The sequence below is a fragment of the Gilliamella sp. wkB112 genome (assembly GCF_001690685.1).
In the GTDB taxonomy this organism is placed as follows: domain Bacteria; phylum Pseudomonadota; class Gammaproteobacteria; order Enterobacterales; family Orbaceae; genus Gilliamella; species Gilliamella apicola_J.
Map to the genome: position 1 here is coordinate 19,266 of NZ_LZGL01000020.1, position 19,876 is coordinate 39,141.

A 19,876-nucleotide genomic window follows, 5' to 3' on the forward strand; every position below is an offset into this window, starting at 1 on the left:
TGTCCAATTTAAAGCCAACAAAAATATAGTTATTTTTCAAATTATATTCCTTATTATTTTTATTAATAGCCCCTACAAGACAACTTCAAAACATTCTAGTTCAGCTGGTTCAAAGTAAATATCTCTATTATTTGGGCGGCTACTGGTGTTTTTGTGTGTTGCATGAAACTGTTCAGAATTTACCCAAGCTTCGAAATCAGTTTTTGTTTCCCACTCGGCAAAAGATGAAAACAGCGTATATTGTTCTTCTGTTTTTCCTTTTAAGAAATAAAAGCGATTAAAACCCTTCATTTCATTCAAATGTGTTTCGCGATTACGCCATATTTCAATAAAAGCTTCTTCACTACCACGTTTAATTTTAAAACGATTCATGACAATATACATACAAATCCCCCTTTGATATACACATTATAGAAAAAAAAATAGCACGTCTATACGTGCTATTTTATAAACAAAACCTAACTTAGGTCTATTGATTTTCATCAGCAGAATTCAGTAATTCAGCTAAATTAGCTGTTGCTTCTTCTGCCGAAATAGTTGTTTGCTGTTCATCATTAGATGGCATTGCTCGTTTACGTAAACGTTCTTTATGGTAAGCATAACCTGTACCAGCAGGGATTAAGCGACCAACAATTACGTTTTCTTTTAATCCACGTAATTCATCGTTTTTACCTGCAACTGCTGCTTCAGTTAATACCCGAGTCGTTTCTTGGAATGATGCAGCAGAGATAAACGATTCAGTTGTTAATGATGCTTTAGTTATACCTAATAGATCATGTAAGTAAACAATTGGCTCTTTACCTTGCGCTTCAAGTTCACGGTTAATAATCTTCAAGCGTGAAACTTCAAGTTGTTCACCATCAAGTAGACGAGAACCACCCGGATGAATAACCGTTGCTTTACGTAACATTTGACGAACAATAACTTCGATGTGCTTATCGTTAATTTTTACGCCTTGTAGACGATAAACTTCCTGAACTTCATTAACAATATAACGAGTTACTGCATTCACACCACGTAACCGTAAAATGTCATGTGCTGATTCAGGACCATCGGAAATCACGTCACCACGACCAACTTGTTCGCCTTCAAACACGTTAAGTTGACGCCATTTTGGAATCATCTCTTCGTATGGTTCACTACCATCTAATGGAGTGATAATTAAGCGACGTTTGCCTTTGGTTTCTTTACCAAATGAGATAATACCATCAATTTCAGCAAGAATTGCAGGTTCTTTCGGCTTTCGCGCTTCAAACAAGTCAGCAACTCGGGGTAAACCACCCGTAATATCTTTAGTACCAACAGATGCTTGCGGTATACGAGCAAGAGTATCACCAACGTTAATTTCCGCACCATCTTCTAACTGTACTAATGCTTTACCTGGTAAAAAGTATTGCGCTAGCATTTCTGAACCTGGAACGTAAACATCTTTGCCTTTAGCATCGACAATTTTGATTGCCGGGCGTAAATCTTTACCGACACCCGTACGCTCAGCCACATCTAATATAGCAATTGATGATAAACCTGTTAATTCGTCAGTTTGACGAGTAATAGTTTGACCATCAACCATATCTATAAAGCGGACAAAACCTTTGGCTTCAGAGATAACAGGCATTGTATGTGGATCCCAGTTAGCAATAGTTTCACCAGCATTAACTGCTATACCATTACCTTTAGTCAAGATCGAGCCATAAGGGACTTTATAAGTTTCTTTCATTCGACCAAGATCATCGATAATAGTCAATTCCGCATTACGTGAAGTAATTACTAATTTCTTATCTGGGTTAATCACAAATTTAGCATTAGCTAATTTAATACTACCTTTATTTTTAACCTGAATACTTGATTCCGCAGCAGCCCGAGATGCCGCACCACCAATATGGAACGTACGCATGGTTAACTGTGTGCCAGGTTCACCAATTGATTGCGCAGCAATAACACCGATGGCTTCACCTTTATTCACCAAGTGACCACGAGCTAAGTCACGACCATAACATTTCGCACAAACACCAAAATCAGTATCACACGACACTACAGAGCGAACTTTTACACTGTCAATAGATTCAGCTTCAAGTAAGTCACAGTAACCTTCATCAAGTAAGGTATTGCGAGGAATTAAAATATCAGCACTTCCTGGTTTTAACACATCTTCAGCAGTTACTCGGCCTAATACGCGTTCACGTAAAGGTTCTTTAACATCACCGCCTTCAATAACTGGTGTCATTACCACACCTTCTAAGGTGCCACAGTCATCTTCAATAACCACTAAATCTTGTGCAACGTCAACTAAACGACGAGTTAAATAACCAGAGTTAGCTGTTTTTAATGCTGTATCAGCAAGACCTTTACGCGCACCATGGGTTGAAATAAAGTACTGAAGTACGTTCAGTCCTTCACGGAAGTTTGCTGTGATAGGTGTTTCAATAATCGAACCATCTGGTTTTGCCATCAAACCACGCATACCTGCTAACTGACGAATCTGAGCTGCAGAACCACGAGCACCAGAGTCGGCCATCATATAAATGCTGTTGAAAGAAGATTGGACTTCTTCTTTACCTTCACGGTTAATTACTTTCTCGGTGGATAAGTTATCCATCATCGCTTTAGCAACACGTTCATTGGCAGCTGCCCAAATATCGATAACTTTGTTATAACGTTCACCTGCGGTAACTAAACCGGATTGGAATTGTTCCTGAATTTCTGCAACTTCAATTTCAGCTTCATTGATGATCTGTATTTTTTTAGCAGGAATTTCCATATCATCAATACCAACTGATACTCCAGAACGTGCTGCATAAGCAAATCCTGTGTACATAACTTGGTCAGCTAAAATAACAGTTTCTTTCATACCTAATTGGCGATAACAAATGTTTAAGATCCGTGAAATAGCTTTTTTACCAAGTGGTTGGTTAATCACAGAAAAACTCATACCTTTCGGCATAATCAACCATAAAATTGCACGACCAACAGTGGTATCAATGACTGATGTTGTTTCTTCCCATTCGCCAACAGCATTACGATGATTTTCAGTAATCCGTACTTTAACTTTTGCATGCAACTCTACCAATCCTAAACGATATAGTTTTTCCGCTTCTTTAGGACCAGTTAAGATCATGCCTTCACCTTTAGCATTAATCTTATCGCGAGTCATATAGTAAAGACCTAATACCACGTCCTGTGAAGGAACAATGATAGGTTCACCACTCGCAGGTGAAAGAATGTTGTTAGTTGACATCATTAAAGCACGCGCTTCTAATTGCGCTTCTAGAGTTAATGGAACGTGAACTGCCATTTGGTCACCATCGAAGTCAGCATTAAATGCCGCACAAACTAATGGGTGTAACTGAATTGCCTTACCTTCAATTAGAATCGGTTCAAATGCTTGAATACCTAATCTATGCAATGTTGGTGCACGGTTAAGTAATACCGGATGTTCACGAATGACTTCATCTAAAATATCCCAAACAATTGCATCTTCACGCTCAACCATTTTTTTAGCTGCTTTAATGGTTGTTGCATAACCACGACGTTCTAGTTTACCGTAGATAAATGGTTTGAATAATTCTAATGCCATTTTTTTCGGTAAACCACATTGATGCAGTCGTAAATATGGACCTACAGTAATTACTGAACGGCCCGAATAGTCAACACGTTTACCTAATAAGTTTTGACGGAAACGACCTTGCTTACCTTTGATCATATCGGCAAGTGATTTTAATGGTCGTTTGTTTGAACCAGTGATTGCTCGGCCACGGCGACCATTGTCTAATAAGGCATCAACAGATTCTTGTAACATACGTTTTTCGTTACGTACGATAATATCTGGTGCAGCTAAATCTAATAAACGTTTTAAACGGTTATTTCGGTTTATTACGCGACGATAGAGATCATTCAAATCTGACGTTGCAAAACGTCCGCCATCTAGTGGTACTAATGGGCGTAAATCAGGAGGCAACACAGGTAATACATTTAAAATCATCCATTCAGGTTTATTTTCTGATTGGATAAATGCTTCAATAATCTTAATACGCTTAGTTAACTTTTTACGTTTAGTTTCTGAATTCGTAGTAGCTAGTTCATCACGTAGAGCTTCACATTCGGCTTGCACATCGATATTACGCAATAATTCTTGAATAGCTTCCGCACCCATTCGTGCATCAAATTCATCACCAAACTCTTCTAATGCATCTAAATACTGTTCTTCAGTTAAAATCTGACCACGTTCTAAATTAGTCATACCACCATCAAGAACCATAAATGATTCAAAATAAAGTACGCGTTCAATATCACGTAGTGGCATATCAAGTAATAGTCCGATTCGAGACGGCAATGATTTTAAAAACCAGATATGTGCTGTAGGTGATGCAAGTTCAATATGCCCCATACGTTCACGACGTACTTTAGCTTGAGTAACTTCAACACCACATTTTTCACAAATTACACCACGATGTTTTAAACGTTTATATTTTCCACATAAACATTCATAATCTTTAACTGGTCCAAAAATACGCGCACAAAACAATCCATCACGTTCAGGTTTAAACGTACGATAGTTAATTGTTTCTGGTTTTTTGACTTCACCAAAAGACCATGACCGAATCATATCAGGAGAGGCAAGGCCTATCTTGATAGCATCAAAATCTTCAGTTTTTGTTTGTGCTTTTAGAAACTTAAGTAAATCTTTCACAATTGGCTCCTATGGAGTTAAACCAATTAGATAACTTATTATTGCTAATAAGTTATCCCTATAAATAGAAATCATTTTGAGTTAGTAAAGATTACTCTTCATCTAATTCTATATTAATACCAAGCGAACGAATTTCTTTTAATAGTACATTAAATGATTCCGGAATCGCTGGTTCCATACGATGATCGCCATCTACAATATTTTTATACATCTTAGTACGGCCATTTACGTCATCTGATTTAACCGTTAACATTTCTTGTAAGGTATAAGCAGCACCATATGCTTCTAGTGCCCACACTTCCATCTCACCGAAACGTTGACCACCAAATTGGGCTTTACCACCCAATGGTTGTTGAGTAACCAGACTATATGACCCGGTAGAACGGGCATGCATTTTATCATCAACTAAGTGATTTAATTTCAACATGTACATGTAACCAACCGTTACTGGACGTTCAAATTGTTCACCAGTACGGCCATCATACAATGTAATTTGACCAGAAGTTGGTAAATCACCAAGTTCTAATAATGATTTTATTTCTTGCTCTTTAGCACCATCAAATACTGGTGTTGCAAGTGGCATACCATTACGTAGATTCTGCGCTAAAGTCATTACTTCTTGGTCAGTAAATTCAGCCACATTAACTTTTTGTGCAGCACCCAATCCAAGATCATATGCTTTTTGAATAAATTCACGTAATTTAGCTAGTTCTTGCTGTTCTTTTAACATTGCATCGATCTTTTGACCAATACCTTTAGCCGCCATACCCAAGTGTGTTTCTAGGACCTGCCCAATATTCATACGCGACGGAACCCCTAATGGATTCAACACGATATCAACAGGACGGCCTTTATCATCGTATGGCATATCTTCAATTGGATTGATCTTAGAAATAACCCCTTTGTTACCATGACGACCGGCCATTTTATCACCCGGTTGAATTTGACGTTTCACTGCTAAATAAACTTTGACAATTTTAAGTACACCTGGTTGTAAATCATCGCCTTGTGTAATTTTTATGCGTTTTGCTTCAAGTTTTTTGTTAAAGTCCGCTTTAATTTCTTCATATTGTTCAGCAAGTTGTTCTAACTGAGCTTGTTTATCTTCTTTTGCGATACCAATAGTTAGCCATTTTTCATGTGGTAAAGCATCTAATTTATCGGCTTTAATTCCACCAGATACTAATACATCACGGATGCGAGCAAATAATGCAGCCTCTAAGATTTTTAACTCTTCAGTTAAATCTTTTCTTGCTTGTTTAAGTTGCATATCTTCAATTTCTAGTGCACGTTTATCTTTTTGCACACCATCACGAGTGAAGACTTGTACATCAATAACTGTACCAGAAACACCATTTGGTACACGCAATGAAGTATCTTTAACATCAGATGCTTTTTCACCAAAAATAGCGCGTAGTAATTTTTCTTCTGGTGTTAATTGAGTTTCACCTTTTGGTGTCACTTTACCAACCAGAATGTCACCACCTTTAACTTCAGCACCAATATAAACAATTCCTGATTCATCAAGTTTGGAAAGTGCTGCTTCGCCTACATTAGGAATATCAGCAGTAATTTCTTCCGCTCCTAACTTAGTATCACGAGAAATACATGATAATTCTTGAATATGAATCGAGGTAAAACGGTCATCTTGAACTACTTTTTCAGAAACTAAAATAGAATCCTCGAAGTTATAACCATTCCATGGCATAAATGCCACGCGCATATTTTGACCTAATGCTAATTCACCTAAGTCGGTTGAAGGACCATCAGCAAGCACATCGCCACGTTCAACTTTTTCACCTAATTCAACACATGGAATTTGGTTAATGCAAGTATTTTGGTTAGAGCGGGTATACTTAGTTAAGTTGTAAATATCAATACCTGTTTCACCAGCATATATTTCATCAGCATTTACATTCACCACAATACGTGAAGCATCCACATATTGAACAGTACCGCCTCTGCGAGCAACTGCAGTAACACCTGAATCAACCGCTACTGCACGTTCCATACCAGTACCAACAAACGGTTTTTCTGCTTTCAAGGTTGGAACTGCTTGACGTTGCATGTTAGCACCCATTAGGGCTCGGTTAGCATCATCATGCTCTAAGAATGGAATCAAAGAAGCACCAACCGATACGATTTGTTGTGTTGATACGTCCATATAATGAACTTGTTCTGGGCTATATAAACCTGACTCACCATTTAAACGACATGTCACTAATTCTTCTTTGAAACGACCATTATCGTCTAAGTTTGAGTTAGCCTGTGCAATAACAAATTCACTTTCATCAATGGCAGATAAATAGTTAATTTCATCGGTTACTACACCATCTATAACTCGACGATATGGTGTTTCTAAAAATCCATACTCATTTGTACGTGCATAAACCGCTAACGAGTTAATCAAACCAATGTTTGGACCTTCGGGTGTTTCAATCGGACACACTCGGCCATAATGCGTTGGATGCACGTCACGCACTTCAAAGCCCGCGCGTTCACGTGTTAATCCACCAGGACCTAATGCCGAAATACGGCGTTTATGCGTAATTTCAGATAATGGATTGTTTTGATCCATGAACTGCGATAATTGGCTTGAACCGAAGAACTCACGAATTGCCGCTGAAATCGGCTTAGCATTAATCATATCTTGTGGCATCAATGCATCAAGATCGCCTAAAGATAAACGCTCTTTTACTGCTCGCTCTACACGAACTAAACCGATACGGAATTGATTTTCAGCCATTTCACCAACGCTACGGATACGGCGGTTACCTAAATGGTCGATATCATCTACTTCACCATGACCATTGCGGATAGCAATTAACTTCTTCATTACATCGACGATATCACCCTTGGTCAAGACGCTATCACCTTCAATATCATCACGACCTAAAGAACGATTGAACTTCATTCGCCCTACTGCTGATAAATCATAACGTTCATCAGAGAAGAATAAATTATCAAATAACGCTTCTGCCGCTTCTTTTGTTGGTGGTTCACCTGGGCGCATCATTCGATAAATTTCAACTAAAGCTCCTAATCGGTCTCGAGTTGAATCAACATTTAATGTTTCAGAGATAAAAGAACCATGATCAAGATCATTGGTAAATAATGTTTCAATTTTTTTATGACCAGCATTGGTTAATTCTACCAATAACTCTAAAGAAATAGGTGTGTTAGCTAATGCTATAACTTCGCCTGTGTCTGCATTAGCATAATTTTTAGCTAGTACTTTATTGACAATGTATTCAACTGGCACATCGATTTTGGTAATTTTATCTTTTTCTAATTCACGAATGTGACGAGCTGTAATTCGACGACCTTTTTCGGCGTAGACTTTACCTTTTGCTTCAATATCAAATAATGCGGTTTCACCACGTAAGCGCTCAGGGACAAGCTCCATTTTTAACTTGGATTTACCTACTTCAAAAAGAGTCTTTTCAAAGAAAATATCTAAAATTTCTTCTGTATCATAACCTAGTGCACGCAAAATAATTGTTGCTGGTAATTTTCGACGTCGGTCAATACGAGCGAAAAGGTTATCTTTTGGATCAAATTCAAAATCAAGCCAAGAACCACGATAAGGAATAATCCGAGCATTATATAATACTTTACCAGAAGAGTGTGTTTTACCTTTATCACTATCAAAGAACACACCTGGACTACGATGTAATTGTGATACGATAACACGTTCTGTGCCGTTAATCACAAATGTTCCATTGTCCGTCATTAAAGGAATTTCGCCCATATAGACGTCTTGTTCTTTAATATCTTTTACTGTTCCTTCTGGCGCATCCTTATCATAAATTACTAACCGTAATTTAACACGCAACGGCGCTGAGTATGTGATACCTCTAATTTGACATTCTTTTACATCAAACACAGGTTCGCCCATTTTAAAGCTCACGTATTGTAACTCAGCATTACCACTATAACTTTTTATCGGAAATATTGAACGGAAAGCGGCTTCTAAGCCATATTGACCTTCAGGATCTTGCTCAATAAATTTCTGGAACGAATCAAGTTGAATAGAAAGAAGATACGGTATATCCAAGACTTGTGGACGCTTACCAAAATTCTTACGAATTCGTTTTTTCTCGGTATAAGAGTAAACCATTAGTTCCTCAACTTGCTTATCTGCTATTTTAGCATGATTAAATATTCATCAGGGTACTGCTAACAATAACACCTGACACCTCATCGAAAATATCTATAAATATCAATTGATTAGGCTTAATAAATATACTATTTCTTTATTAATAGTCTTCAAATATAATTCTTAGACTTTTTACAGCGCAAAAAGGCTGGAGGTACAAAAACCCCCAGCCATTGATGGTGTTATCGATAATCTTACTTAAGTTCGACAGCTGCACCAGCTTCTTCAAGTGCCTTTTTAAGTTCTTCTGCATCAGCTTTGCTAACGCCTTCTTTAACTGTTGCTGGAGCTGATTCAACAAGATCTTTAGCTTCTTTTAAGCCTAGGCCTGTTGCACCACGTACTGCTTTGATAACAGCAACTTTGTTACCGCCAACATCTTTTAAGATTACATCAAATTCAGATTTTTCTTCTGCTGCTTCAGCAGGACCTGCTGCTGCAACTGCAACTGCTGCTGCTGCAGAAACACCGAATTTTTCTTCCATCATTGATACAAGTTCAACAACATCCATTACAGACATTTCAGCAACTGCATCTAAAATTTGCTCTTTAGTGATAGACATAATATAGTTTCCCAAATTTACATTTTTTTAATTAATAAAATTCACAATCATTCTGCCAATTAAGCAGCTTGTTTTTGATCGCGAACCGCTGCAAGAGTACGAACCAATTTGCCAGCGGCGGCTTCTTTCATGGTTGACATCAAGCGAGCTAATGCTTCTTCATAAGTAGGTAATGTTGCTAAGCGATCAATGTTCGCGGCAGAAATTAACTCACCTTCAAAGGCTGCGGCTTTAATCTCAAAATTATCATTTTCTTTTGCAAACGCTTTAAAAATTCGCGCTGCAGCACCAGGGTGCTCATTTGAAAATGCAATTAGAGTTGGACCAACAAACGCATCTTTTAAGCACTCATATTGAGTACCCTCAACAACTCGGCGTAATAGCGTATTACGAACAACACGCATATAAACACCAGCTTCACGAGCAGATTTACGTAATGCTGTCATTTTGTCTACAGTCACGCCACGAGAATCAGCAACAACTGCAGATAGCGCACCTTTGGCGATTTCATTAACTTCAGCAACAATTTCTTGTTTATTTTGAAGATTTAGTGCCATTGGTATTGCTCCTGGATTAAACTAGGCAAAGCCTAGACTTATTTTAACTAGCTACAAATGTAGTTAGCATAACCACGATGAGCAGAATTCCTGTATTATATCTTATCAGGTTCTGTCACCGTCTACGTAGGAAAATTAAGTAATTAAACTACAACTACACCTACGGTCTTGGACGGGGTCTGGTTAAGGCCAGACACCAACCGATTTTTTGCTTAATTATTAATATATAATTAAACAGCTGCATTCAATGTTGCTTGATCGATCGCAACACCAGCGCCCATTGTAGTTGATAGGCTAATTTTCTTAACAAATACACCTTTAGAAGACGCTGGTTTTGCGCGTTTTAAAGCAACAAGTAATGCTTCTAAATTTTCTTTAAGCTTATCTGTATCAAAGTCAGCTTTACCGATAGTAGTATGAATAATACCATTCTTATCGTTGCGGTAACGAATTTGACCAGCTTTAGCATTTTTAACAGCTTCCGCTACATTTGGAGTTACTGTACCAACTTTAGGATTTGGCATCAAACCACGAGGACCTAAGATTTGACCTAATTGACCAACAACACGCATAGCGTCTGGTGATGCAATAACCACGTCAAAATTCATTTCGCCTTTTTTGATTTGATCTGCAAGATCTTCCATACCCACTAATTCCGCACCCGCTTCTTTAGCTGCTTCAGCATTTGCACCTTGAGTGAATACAGCAACGCGAACACTACGTCCTGTTCCGTGAGGAAGAACAATCGCGCCACGAACATTTTGATCTGATTTTCGAGAATCGATACCTAAATTAACTGCCACATCAACACTTTCAGTAAACTTAGCTGTTGCGAATTCTTTTAATAAAGCGATTGCTTCATTAATTTCATATTGTTTAGTTGCATTCACTTTTTCGCGGATAAGTTTAGCTTTCTTAGATAATTTAGCCATTAATTAACCCTCCACTTCCAAACCCATTGAACGCGCCGTACCTTCAATAGAACGCATCATTGTTTCAATGGTTGCACCATTCATATCTGCAGCTTTTAATTCAGCAATTTCGCGCACTTGTGCACTAGTAACTTTACCTACTTTTTTCTTGTTAGGCTCACCAGAACCAGACTTAATCTTAGCAGCTTTTTTTAATAATACTGCGGCAGGTGGAGTCTTAGTTACGAATGTAAACGAACGGTCTGAATAAACTGTAATAACAACCGGAATCGGTAATCCTTTTTCAACACTTTCTGTTTTTGCATTAAATGCTTTACAGAACTCCATAATGTTAACACCATGTTGACCAAGTGCTGGACCAACCGGTGGACTTGGGTTTGCTGCACCAGCTGCTACTTGCAACTTGATGTAAGCTTGTACTTTTTTTGCCATTTTTTAGTTTCCTTATCTTGGGTGCAAACGCCTCTATTAATAATGACTATTAATAAATAGACAGCTCCCCTAAGTTAAATGAGGGCAGAATTATCCTATAACTAAAGAAAAATTGCAAGACTTATTTATGACTAAAAATTAATAGCAGGGCGATTGCCCTGCATATGAGGATTAAAGTACATCAATCGCGTTAAGTTCTTTGAACGCAAGCTCTAAACGAGCAACCAAAGAATCTTGACCTTTACGTAACCAAACTCGAGGATCATAATACTTTTTATTTGGCGCATCTGGACCTTCAGGATTACCTAATTGACCTTGTAAGTATGCTTCATTCGCTTTGTAATATCCTAAAATACCAGCCCAATTAGCCCACTGAGTATCTGTATCAATATTCATTTTGATAACACCATAACTAACTGCTTCACTGATTTCTTCAGCTGTTGAGCCTGAACCGCCATGGAAAACGAAATTCAATGATTTAGCTGGTAAATTAAATTTTTCAGATACATATTTTTGAGAATTATCTAAAATCTTTGGTGTTAATTTAACATTACCTGGTTTATAAACGCCATGAACATTACCAAATGATGCCGCAATTGTGAAACGTGGGCTAATGGCACTTAAACGTTCATAGGCATAAGCCACATCTTCAGGTTGAGTATATAGTGCTGAACTATCCATATGACTGTTATCCACGCCATCTTCTTCACCACCAGTACAGCCTAATTCTAATTCTAAAGTCATTTTCATGGCAGACATGCGAGCAAGATATTGACAACAAATATCAATATTATCTTTTAAAGTTTCTTCTGATAAATCGATCATGTGGGAAGAAAATAATGGTTTACCTGTTTTAGCAAAATGAGTTTCCCCGGCATCAAGCAAACCGTCAACCCATGGGAGTAATTTTTTGGCGCAGTGGTCAGTATGAACAATAACTGGCACACCATATTTTTCAGCCATAAGATGTACATGTTTAGCGCCAGAAATCGCACCTAAAACAGCACACTCTTGCCCTTCTAGTTTTAAACCTTTACCAGCTAAGAATTGCGCCCCACCATTTGAAAATTGCACAATAACAGGTGATCCTACTTTAGCTGCTGTTTCTAAAACAGCATTGATGGTATTGGTGTCAACACAGTTGACTGCAGGTAATGCAAAATTATTTTCACGTGCAACTTGAAATACTTTTTGCACATCATCACCAGTAACTACACCGGGTTTAACAACATCAGAAATCTTTGTAGCCATTCTATTTCCTATAATTTTATTTATATAAATGAAAGTAAAGGATGATCAAATAACTCATCCTTTTTTATTAAAATTTATATTTACGCTTTTGCTCTATCTTCTAACATTGCAACAGCTGGTAATTTTTTACCTTCCACAAATTCAAGGAAAGCACCGCCACCTGTTGAAATATAAGAAATCTTATCTTCAATACCAAATAAATCAATTGCGGCTAATGTATCACCACCGCCAGCGATTGAAAAGCCCTTACTATCTGCAATTGCTTTAGCAACGATTTCAGTACCACGACGGAAATTAGGAAATTCAAAAACACCTACTGGACCATTCCATAAAATGGTTTTAGCATTTTTAATAATATCAGCTAAAACTTGTGCTGATTTATCCCCTAAATCTAAGATTTGTTCATTTTCTTTAACATCTTCGACAGATTTTTCAGTCGCCGTAGCTGTCTCACTAAACTCAGTTGCAACACGGACGTCAGTCGGTACCGGAATTTCACAGTTGGCCATTAGTTTTTTTGCTTCAGGAATTAAATCTGCTTCATAAAGCGATTTCCCTACATTATAGCCTTCGGCTGCAATAAAGGTATTAGCAATACCACCGCCAACAATAATTTGATCTGCAATTTTTGATAGTGAATCTAGAACAGTTAATTTAGTAGAAACTTTAGATCCTGCAACAATAGCCACCATTGGACGGGCTGGATTATCCAGAGCTTTACCCAATGCATCAAGTTCAGCAGCTAGTAATGGCCCAGCACAAGCAACCGGTGCAAATTTACCAACGCCATGTGTTGAGGCTTGAGCTCGGTGAGCAGTACCAAAAGCATCCATTACATAGATGTCGCAAAGGGCAGCATATTTTTTAGATAAAGCTTCATCATCTTTACCTTCACCTACATTAAAACGGACATTTTCAAGAACAACTAATTCTCCTTCTTTAACATCAACGCCATTAAGATAATCTTTTACTAGACGTACCGGAAAAGAAACATGAGCTTTTAAATAATCAACAACAGGTTGTAATGAGAATTCAGGGTTATATTCTCCTTCTGTCGGGCGGCCTATATGAGAAGTAACCATCACTTTAGCGCCTTTTTTGATTGCTTCCTCAATAGTAGGTAATGATGCTTTAATACGGGCATCAGAAGTTACTTTTCCATTCTTAACAGGTACATTAAGATCTGAACGAATAAATAAACGCTTACCTTTTAGATCAAGATCTTGCATTCTAACAATAGACATGAGACTTCCTCTTGTGAAATAAAAACAAAATAAATTTTTTTGTCATTCTAACATAAAAAATCACTTTAGGTTACTCCCATTGGGGGCTAAATAATAAACATTTACAATTAATATCAATTATCACAAACATTAATTTTTTTACGCGAATGCATTGACAAAAGGCAGAAAATAAGGCATATTCACCCGCCTTATTAATGTATATTTTTTATTTTAACTTGGGAGTTGACTTTGGCTAATATCAAATCAGCTAAGAAACGTGCGGTTCAATCCGAAAAACGCCGTAAACATAATGCTAGCAACCGTTCAATGATGCGTACTTATATTAAAAAAGTTTACGCAGCAATCGCAGCTGGTGAAAAACAAACAGCTGAAGAAGCATTTAAAAACATGCAAACAGTTGTTGATCGTCAAGCGGCCCGCGGCTTAATTCACAAAAACAAAGCTGCACGTCATAAAGCAAATTTAATCAAACAGATCAAAGCATTGGCTTAATGTTTTAGTCTGTTAGTGATAATAATTATAGAAAATCATAAAAAGTGGTGAAAGCCACTTTTTTTATTTGTATACTAATCTAGTATTTAATATCAATAACATCAAAAGAAAGAGAGTATATTGTGGTTCAGCGTGATTATGTTAGAAAAAAAAGCCGAACAAAAAAAAATAAATCTCGGTTCATGCCAAAGTTAATGATATTCATCGCTATTGTTCTCATCGCTTTATTCTCTGCTGTTCTTTACGTTATTTCGAATAATAATAAAACAGACAAAGTTGTAGAACAATCTAAGAAAAAGACTGAACCTCCAGCAATAACTTTGCCTGAACAACCTCAGGAACGCTGGACATATCTAAAGGAACTAGAAACTCCTAACGCTAGTTCAAGATCCTCTTCTAATTCAGTCGCTAGTGAACGACAACAAATTTTAGATAGTTTTGTCAATAATCCTCGAGTTGTTACACCACAAACACAAACGAATCAAACAACACAAGTTGCCAAAGCAACATCAATTTCTACAACATCACAAACTAAATGGTTATTACAGTGTGGCGCCTTTAAAGACAAATTTAATGCTGATACACTAAGGGCTCAATTAGCTATGTCAGGGTTTAGTGGTAATATAACTTCGGGTCAACTATATCGTGTTACAGTTGGTCCTTATACTAATAAAAATGATGCAGATAAAGTTGTTAATTCATTAAAAAGTAATGGTATCAATAGTTGTACTGTTACCAATCAATAACAGAAGCCTATGAAAACATTTAAGCAGATACAGATATTTTCAAAAATGTTGTGGTGTCGTATCAATCAAGACCGTCTAACTACTTCATCTGCAGGACTTGCCTACACAACAATATTAGCACTAGTGCCCTTGATTACTGTTATTTTTTCGTTATTATCTGCTTTTCCAATGTTTAATGAAATTAGTCATTCGTTAAAACAGTTAATCTACAACAATCTTGTGCCCACTGCTGGTGATACTATTCAAAATTATCTTGAACAATTTATTGCCAACACTAAAAAAATGACTATTTTAGGGGTGGTAGGACTAATTGTAACGTCTTTGTTATTAATTAATTCTATTAATAATGCTCTCAATCATATTTGGAAAACTAAACGTAAACGTTCCTTTATTTATAATTTAACCATGTATTGGACCATCTTAACCTTAGGTCCAATTTTAGTTGGTTCCAGCATAGCAATTAGTTCTTATATTTTTTCCTTAAAATGGTTAGCTGCTGCTACAACGGGAAATATTTTACTTGCCACCTTACCATTCATAATTTCAATTGTTGGATTTTGGTTGCTTTATTGCATCATTCCAACAGAATCTATTCCATTCAGGGAATCGATTATTGGTGCTTTTATAGCCGCGATATTATTTGAATTAAGTAAACGTGCTTTTGCCTTTTATGTTACCTCATTCCCAACCTACCAACTTATTTATGGTGTAGTATCATCAATTCCAATTATGTTGGTATGGATTTATTGTTCTTGGTGCATAGTTCTATTTGGCGCTGAATTTGCGGCTACTCTCACTGACTATAATCAACAAAAACAACTCAATATTAATCATGATCAGAAATCGGAGTAACTAAACCATGATTGCCTTAATCCAACGTGTTAAACAAGCCAGCGTTACTGTTGACAGTCAAATTATTGGACAGATTAATCATGGACTTCTGGTTTTACTCGGCGTTGAACAACAAGATGATGAACAAAAAGCAATACGTCTTTGTGATAAGGTTTTAGGTTATCGTATTTTTAGTGATACTGAAGGAAAAATGAATCTTAATGTAAAACAAGCTAACGGTAAAATATTAGTTATTTCTCAATTTACTCTAGTAGCTGACACACATAAAGGAATGCGCCCTAGTTTTACTCGAGGTGCCAAGCCTGAAGAAGCTAATAAGCTTTATCAATTTTTTGTTCAACAATGCCAACACCAAATTGAAACCCAAACAGGCCAATTCGCCGCTGATATGCAAGTATCACTTATTAATGATGGGCCAGTAACATTCTGGTTACAAGTTTAATCTACTTAGGCATTGCGAAGAGAAAATAATAACCACTTATATATTTATTGCATTTGTTTTAACATTTCTAAGGGATTTTGTGTTTCATTCAAACCTAACTCATGTAGTTTATTTACATAAAACTGTTTAACATCCTGCCAACGATAATAAGGATAATTATTAGTTGCTATCGGAATTTTTACTTCCTGTTCATTTAATAACACTTTAACCAAAACTGGCTGATTAGCCTCCCTGCTTTGATAAAAGATCCATTGAATATTAGCTCCCATTGGAATTATTTTATCGGCATGCCAAACAGAAGGATACTCCCAAAGTGTATCTGTTATATTTGCTGTACCTTCTATTTCTAGCAACGTTGCCAAAGGTGAAATTGTTTCAGCATGGGCAAAACGTAGATTAGCATCTATATTAGAGTCAGTCACAGCCGCATCAGCAGTATGTATCATATTCCATAATAATGGTGCAGCAATTTTAATCTGAATACCATTAGAATCGAAAGCCGGACCAATTTGTAGATAATTTTTAACACCTACTACAGTATTAAACCAAATTTGTTCCTTTGTTGTAAAATACATACTCAGATCAAGATTATTATTGGCTAAGACTTGTGGTGGAAACGCTAATAATTCTTGATAAAGTTGATAAATTGCAATCACAAAACCATTGGTCTTAATTGATGACAAACCTAATATTTCAATGCCATTATCTAGTTGACGGGAAAAATCATTGGTAAATATTTTTTTAGCAATCTCATCACTCATTTGTATAGTTTGTGGAGCATATTCTAAAGATTTGATGGCATTTTTAATAGTTTTACTATTTTTATATGCTTTATAATTTGGTGAACAATCAAAAAAACGCAATAACGTTTGCTCATCATCAGGTTGCTGCATTATTTGAATATTAGGATATTTAGTACTAAAAACATGCATAAAAATTTTTGCAGTTTCTTTTGCTCTAGGTGAACTAGATGTCATTACATCAAGTTTTTGACCTTTAAAAACTGAAGGATTATTAGCTAACATTCTTTGACTGATAAAACTAATATCTTGACGACCAAGATCGGTGAGTTCGCCATAATGATTTTTATTAAGTTGTATAATAATTGCAATTTGCCTAAGTAATTCTTTACCCATATCCGTCAATTGATTGTCTTTTTCAGCTAATAGTAAAGTGTTATAAGCTATATCTTCGTATTTTGCTTTACTGATAAAGCGTGATCCATGACGCCCAACATGATCAATATAAAAAGCTTGATAACCTTTTGGTATCGGAGTTAACTTCTGTTTTGTATTGTATTGATAACTAGTTTTAGATCCAGAAACTATCATTTGCTGTGCAAAACTCATTGAAGAAAATAAAAATAATACAATAAAAAACAATTTATTAGCGTTATTCATAAAAACACCTAATTTTTAAATACTTTATTTTATTGCGTAAGGAATTGAAAACTGAGTTAATAAAAATTGTATCAATAAATCTAATTAAATATATTTTTACAAATTATTAAAACTATAGAATAGATGAAATAAATATAACTATTTTTATAACATTAAATTTCGAACAAATTTTATCCTTTAATATTACGTACGTCAAAAAATAAACGATTATTTTAACAACGCTCTTTTATTTTTCGTAAAAAAGATTATCTTATACACTATTGATGATAACCTTAGACATAATTGATTAAAAAATAATGAAATTATATGGATTCACCCGCACAAAAATTTGTTGCGCTTTTATTTCAGCATGTATAACTACACCTTACAATCTCTCCCGTTTCTTTAAAGATTTAATTGCAGGTATCACCGTTGGTATTATTGCTATACCACTAGCAATGGCACTAGCAATCGCTAGTGGTGTGCCTCCACAACATGGGCTTTATACTGCCATTATCGCTGGTTTTGTGATTGCTTTAACTGGAGGGTCACGTTTTAGTGTTTCTGGACCAACAGCCGCTTTTGTGGTTATTTTATACCCGGTATCATTACAGTTTGGCTTATCTGGGCTGTTAATTGCTACGTTGCTGTCTGGCATATTCCTAATTTTGATGGGAATAATTCGATTAGGCAGATTAATTGAATATATCCCATTACCCGTAGTTTTAGGTTTTACCTCAGGTATAGCAATCACCATTGCCACTATGCAAATTAAAGATTTTTTTGGTCTAACTCTTGAACATATGCCTGAGAGCTACATCAACAAGGTAATTGCTCTAGCTACAACTTTTCCAACAATCAATATGGCTGATACAATAGTCGGACTTGTGACCTTAATTGTCTTAATTGTATGGCCAAAAGTACGTGTTAGAATTTCTGGTCATTTACCAGCATTAATTGCTGGGATTGTTGTTATGTTGATATTTAATCAATTTGATTACCATATTGAAACAATTGGTTCACGCTTTACTTATACTCTGAGTGATAATACTGTTGGTCATGGAATCCCTTCTGTATTACCAGAATTTATTTTACCTTGGCAATATGCTGATTTTAATTGGGAATGGTCAACACTTTCAGCTCTTTTGCCAATTTCGTTAACTATGGCAATGCTTTGCGCAATTGAATCATTGCTTTGTGCAGTGGTATTGGATGAAATGACCTATACTAAACATCACTCAAACAGCGAACTGATTGGGCAGGGACTTGGAAATATTATTGCACCATTTTTTGGTGGTATTTCAGCCACCGCAGCAATTGCTCGTTCGGCAGCCAATGTTAAAGCTGGAGCAACTTCACCAGTAGCCGCAATTTTACATTCATTAATTGTATTACTAGCACTTATCTGTTTCGCACCAATACTATCCTTTATTCCGTTATCGGCAATGGCTGCTCTATTATTGATAGTGGCATGGAATATGAGTGCATTCCAAAGGGTTATGTATATAATTAAATGTGCGCCCAAAGATGATATTATAATTATGCTTATCTGCATGTCATTAACTGTATTATTCGATATGGTTATTGCCATAACCCTTGGGATTGTACTTGCTTCAATTCTATTTATGCGTCGCATTGCCCGTATGACTCGCCTAGTTGAATTAAATAAAACTAATAATAAAACCTTAGTACTGCGTATTAATGGACCGTTGTTTTTTGCTGCTGCTGAGCGTACATTTTTAGAACTGTATCAAAAAATTAATGGCTATCATCACATTATATTACAATGGGATGCCGTACCAATTTTAGATGCAGGTGGCTTAAATGCGTTAATACGCTTTATTGATGAATTACCTGAACAAGTAGATTTATCAATTTGTGAATTACAATTCCAGCCGCTTAAAACATTGGCTCGAGCAAAAATTGCACCTATTCCTAATAAATTAATGTTTTTTTCAACTCTTGATGAAGCACTGAAAGATAAAAGCTAGTTTTAAATTTTGCTTTATTATATTTAAGTTTCAACAAACACAATGATGTGATTAATAGTATCATTGTGTATACCTACTAAAGTTCTCTTCTTCTGCCAACAATTGTTGGCAGATCTATTGATTTAAAGATATTTTTACATAATTACTGA

The 19,876-nt window shown here is 36.2% G+C and carries 15 protein-coding genes; 5 read left to right on the top strand and 10 right to left on the bottom strand.

Features of this window, described 5'->3' with window-relative positions; translation table 11 throughout:
- Window positions 1-72: 72 nt before the first annotated feature.
- The 9 genes from A9G12_RS10650 to pgk form a co-directional block, all read right to left on the bottom strand.
- Window positions 73-384 carry an antibiotic biosynthesis monooxygenase family protein gene (locus A9G12_RS10650; protein ID WP_065565833.1) on the bottom strand — a complete coding sequence of 104 codons (312 nt, stop codon included), beginning with the start codon at window positions 382-384 and terminating at the stop codon, window positions 73-75.
- 85 nt (window positions 385-469) lie between these two features.
- Window positions 470-4,687 (bottom strand): DNA-directed RNA polymerase subunit beta', encoded by a 4,218-nt coding sequence (gene rpoC / locus A9G12_RS10655; RefSeq protein ID WP_065565834.1) that lies wholly within the window; start codon window positions 4,685-4,687, stop codon window positions 470-472.
- Between the two features lie 91 nt (window positions 4,688-4,778).
- Complete coding sequence (gene rpoB, locus A9G12_RS10660; RefSeq protein ID WP_065565835.1) at window positions 4,779-8,807, bottom strand: DNA-directed RNA polymerase subunit beta; 4,029 nt, start codon at window positions 8,805-8,807, stop codon at window positions 4,779-4,781.
- Window positions 8,808-9,040: 233 nt separating this feature from the next.
- Complete coding sequence (rplL, locus tag A9G12_RS10665; RefSeq protein ID WP_065557352.1) at window positions 9,041-9,409, bottom strand: 50S ribosomal protein L7/L12; 369 nt, start codon at window positions 9,407-9,409, stop codon at window positions 9,041-9,043.
- 59 nt (window positions 9,410-9,468) lie between these two features.
- Window positions 9,469-9,966 (bottom strand): 50S ribosomal protein L10, encoded by a 498-nt coding sequence (gene rplJ, locus A9G12_RS10670; protein WP_065565836.1) that lies wholly within the window; start codon window positions 9,964-9,966, stop codon window positions 9,469-9,471.
- Window positions 9,967-10,196: 230 nt separating this feature from the next.
- Complete coding sequence (rplA, locus tag A9G12_RS10675; protein WP_065565837.1) at window positions 10,197-10,898, bottom strand: 50S ribosomal protein L1; 702 nt, start codon at window positions 10,896-10,898, stop codon at window positions 10,197-10,199.
- 3 nt (window positions 10,899-10,901) lie between these two features.
- On the bottom strand, window positions 10,902-11,330 hold the full coding sequence (gene rplK / locus A9G12_RS10680) for a 50S ribosomal protein L11 (protein WP_065565838.1): 429 nt from the start codon (window positions 11,328-11,330) through the stop codon (window positions 10,902-10,904).
- A 171-nt stretch (window positions 11,331-11,501) separates the two neighbouring features.
- Window positions 11,502-12,581: a class II fructose-bisphosphate aldolase gene (fbaA, locus tag A9G12_RS10685; RefSeq protein ID WP_065565839.1), complete on the bottom strand. Its 1,080-nt coding sequence runs from the start codon at window positions 12,579-12,581 to the stop codon at window positions 11,502-11,504.
- Between the two features lie 80 nt (window positions 12,582-12,661).
- The gene (gene pgk, locus A9G12_RS10690) at window positions 12,662-13,825 is read right to left on the bottom strand and encodes a phosphoglycerate kinase (RefSeq protein WP_065565840.1); all 1,164 of its coding nucleotides are present in this window, start codon (window positions 13,823-13,825) and stop codon (window positions 12,662-12,664) included.
- Between the two features lie 228 nt (window positions 13,826-14,053).
- Between pgk and rpsT the strand changes: the two genes are divergently transcribed.
- The 4 genes from rpsT to dtd all read left to right on the top strand — a co-directional run bounded on the left by rpsT (window position 14,054) and on the right by dtd (window position 16,357).
- Entirely contained in the window at window positions 14,054-14,317 is a 264-nt protein-coding gene (gene rpsT / locus A9G12_RS10695) for a 30S ribosomal protein S20 (RefSeq protein WP_065557346.1), read from the top strand.
- 122 nt (window positions 14,318-14,439) lie between these two features.
- Window positions 14,440-15,063 (top strand): SPOR domain-containing protein, encoded by a 624-nt coding sequence (locus A9G12_RS10700; protein WP_065565841.1) that lies wholly within the window; start codon window positions 14,440-14,442, stop codon window positions 15,061-15,063.
- A gap of 9 nt (window positions 15,064-15,072) precedes the next feature.
- Window positions 15,073-15,915 (top strand): virulence factor BrkB family protein, encoded by an 843-nt coding sequence (locus A9G12_RS10705; RefSeq protein ID WP_065565842.1) that lies wholly within the window; start codon window positions 15,073-15,075, stop codon window positions 15,913-15,915.
- A gap of 7 nt (window positions 15,916-15,922) precedes the next feature.
- Window positions 15,923-16,357 carry a D-aminoacyl-tRNA deacylase gene (gene dtd / locus A9G12_RS10710; RefSeq protein ID WP_065565843.1) on the top strand — a complete coding sequence of 145 codons (435 nt, stop codon included), beginning with the start codon at window positions 15,923-15,925 and terminating at the stop codon, window positions 16,355-16,357.
- Window positions 16,358-16,401: 44 nt separating this feature from the next.
- On the opposite strand, the gene A9G12_RS10715 is transcribed toward dtd, so the two are convergent.
- Window positions 16,402-17,757, bottom strand: coding sequence for a histidine-type phosphatase (locus tag A9G12_RS10715; RefSeq protein WP_065565844.1), 1,356 nt, complete (start codon window positions 17,755-17,757; stop codon window positions 16,402-16,404).
- 296 nt (window positions 17,758-18,053) lie between these two features.
- Here A9G12_RS10715 and dauA point away from each other — a divergent pair, with 296 nt between their 5' ends.
- Window positions 18,054-19,727 (top strand): C4-dicarboxylic acid transporter DauA, encoded by a 1,674-nt coding sequence (gene dauA / locus A9G12_RS10720; protein WP_065565845.1) that lies wholly within the window; start codon window positions 18,054-18,056, stop codon window positions 19,725-19,727.
- The last annotated feature ends 149 nt before the right edge of the window (window positions 19,728-19,876 follow it).

What these genes read in the sequence shown, in the direction of transcription:
- A9G12_RS10650 (WP_065565833.1), bottom strand. Translation starts at nt 384, where the DNA reads ATGTATATTGTCATGAATCGTTTTAAAATTAAACGTGGTAGTGAAGAA.
- rpoB (WP_065565835.1), bottom strand. Translation starts at nt 8,807, where the DNA reads ATGGTTTACTCTTATACCGAGAAAAAACGAATTCGTAAGAATTTTGGT.
- rplL (WP_065557352.1), bottom strand. Translation starts at nt 9,409, where the DNA reads ATGTCTATCACTAAAGAGCAAATTTTAGATGCAGTTGCTGAAATGTCT.
- rplJ (WP_065565836.1), bottom strand. Translation starts at nt 9,966, where the DNA reads ATGGCACTAAATCTTCAAAATAAACAAGAAATTGTTGCTGAAGTTAAT.
- rplA (WP_065565837.1), bottom strand. Translation starts at nt 10,898, where the DNA reads ATGGCTAAATTATCTAAGAAAGCTAAACTTATCCGCGAAAAAGTGAAT.
- rplK (WP_065565838.1), bottom strand. Translation starts at nt 11,330, where the DNA reads ATGGCAAAAAAAGTACAAGCTTACATCAAGTTGCAAGTAGCAGCTGGT.
- fbaA (WP_065565839.1), bottom strand. Translation starts at nt 12,581, where the DNA reads ATGGCTACAAAGATTTCTGATGTTGTTAAACCCGGTGTAGTTACTGGT.
- pgk (WP_065565840.1), bottom strand. Translation starts at nt 13,825, where the DNA reads ATGTCTATTGTTAGAATGCAAGATCTTGATCTAAAAGGTAAGCGTTTA.
- A9G12_RS10705 (WP_065565842.1), top strand. Translation starts at nt 15,073, where the DNA reads ATGAAAACATTTAAGCAGATACAGATATTTTCAAAAATGTTGTGGTGT.
- dtd (WP_065565843.1), top strand. Translation starts at nt 15,923, where the DNA reads ATGATTGCCTTAATCCAACGTGTTAAACAAGCCAGCGTTACTGTTGAC.
- A9G12_RS10715 (WP_065565844.1), bottom strand. Translation starts at nt 17,757, where the DNA reads ATGAATAACGCTAATAAATTGTTTTTTATTGTATTATTTTTATTTTCT.
- dauA (WP_065565845.1), top strand. Translation starts at nt 18,054, where the DNA reads ATGAAATTATATGGATTCACCCGCACAAAAATTTGTTGCGCTTTTATT.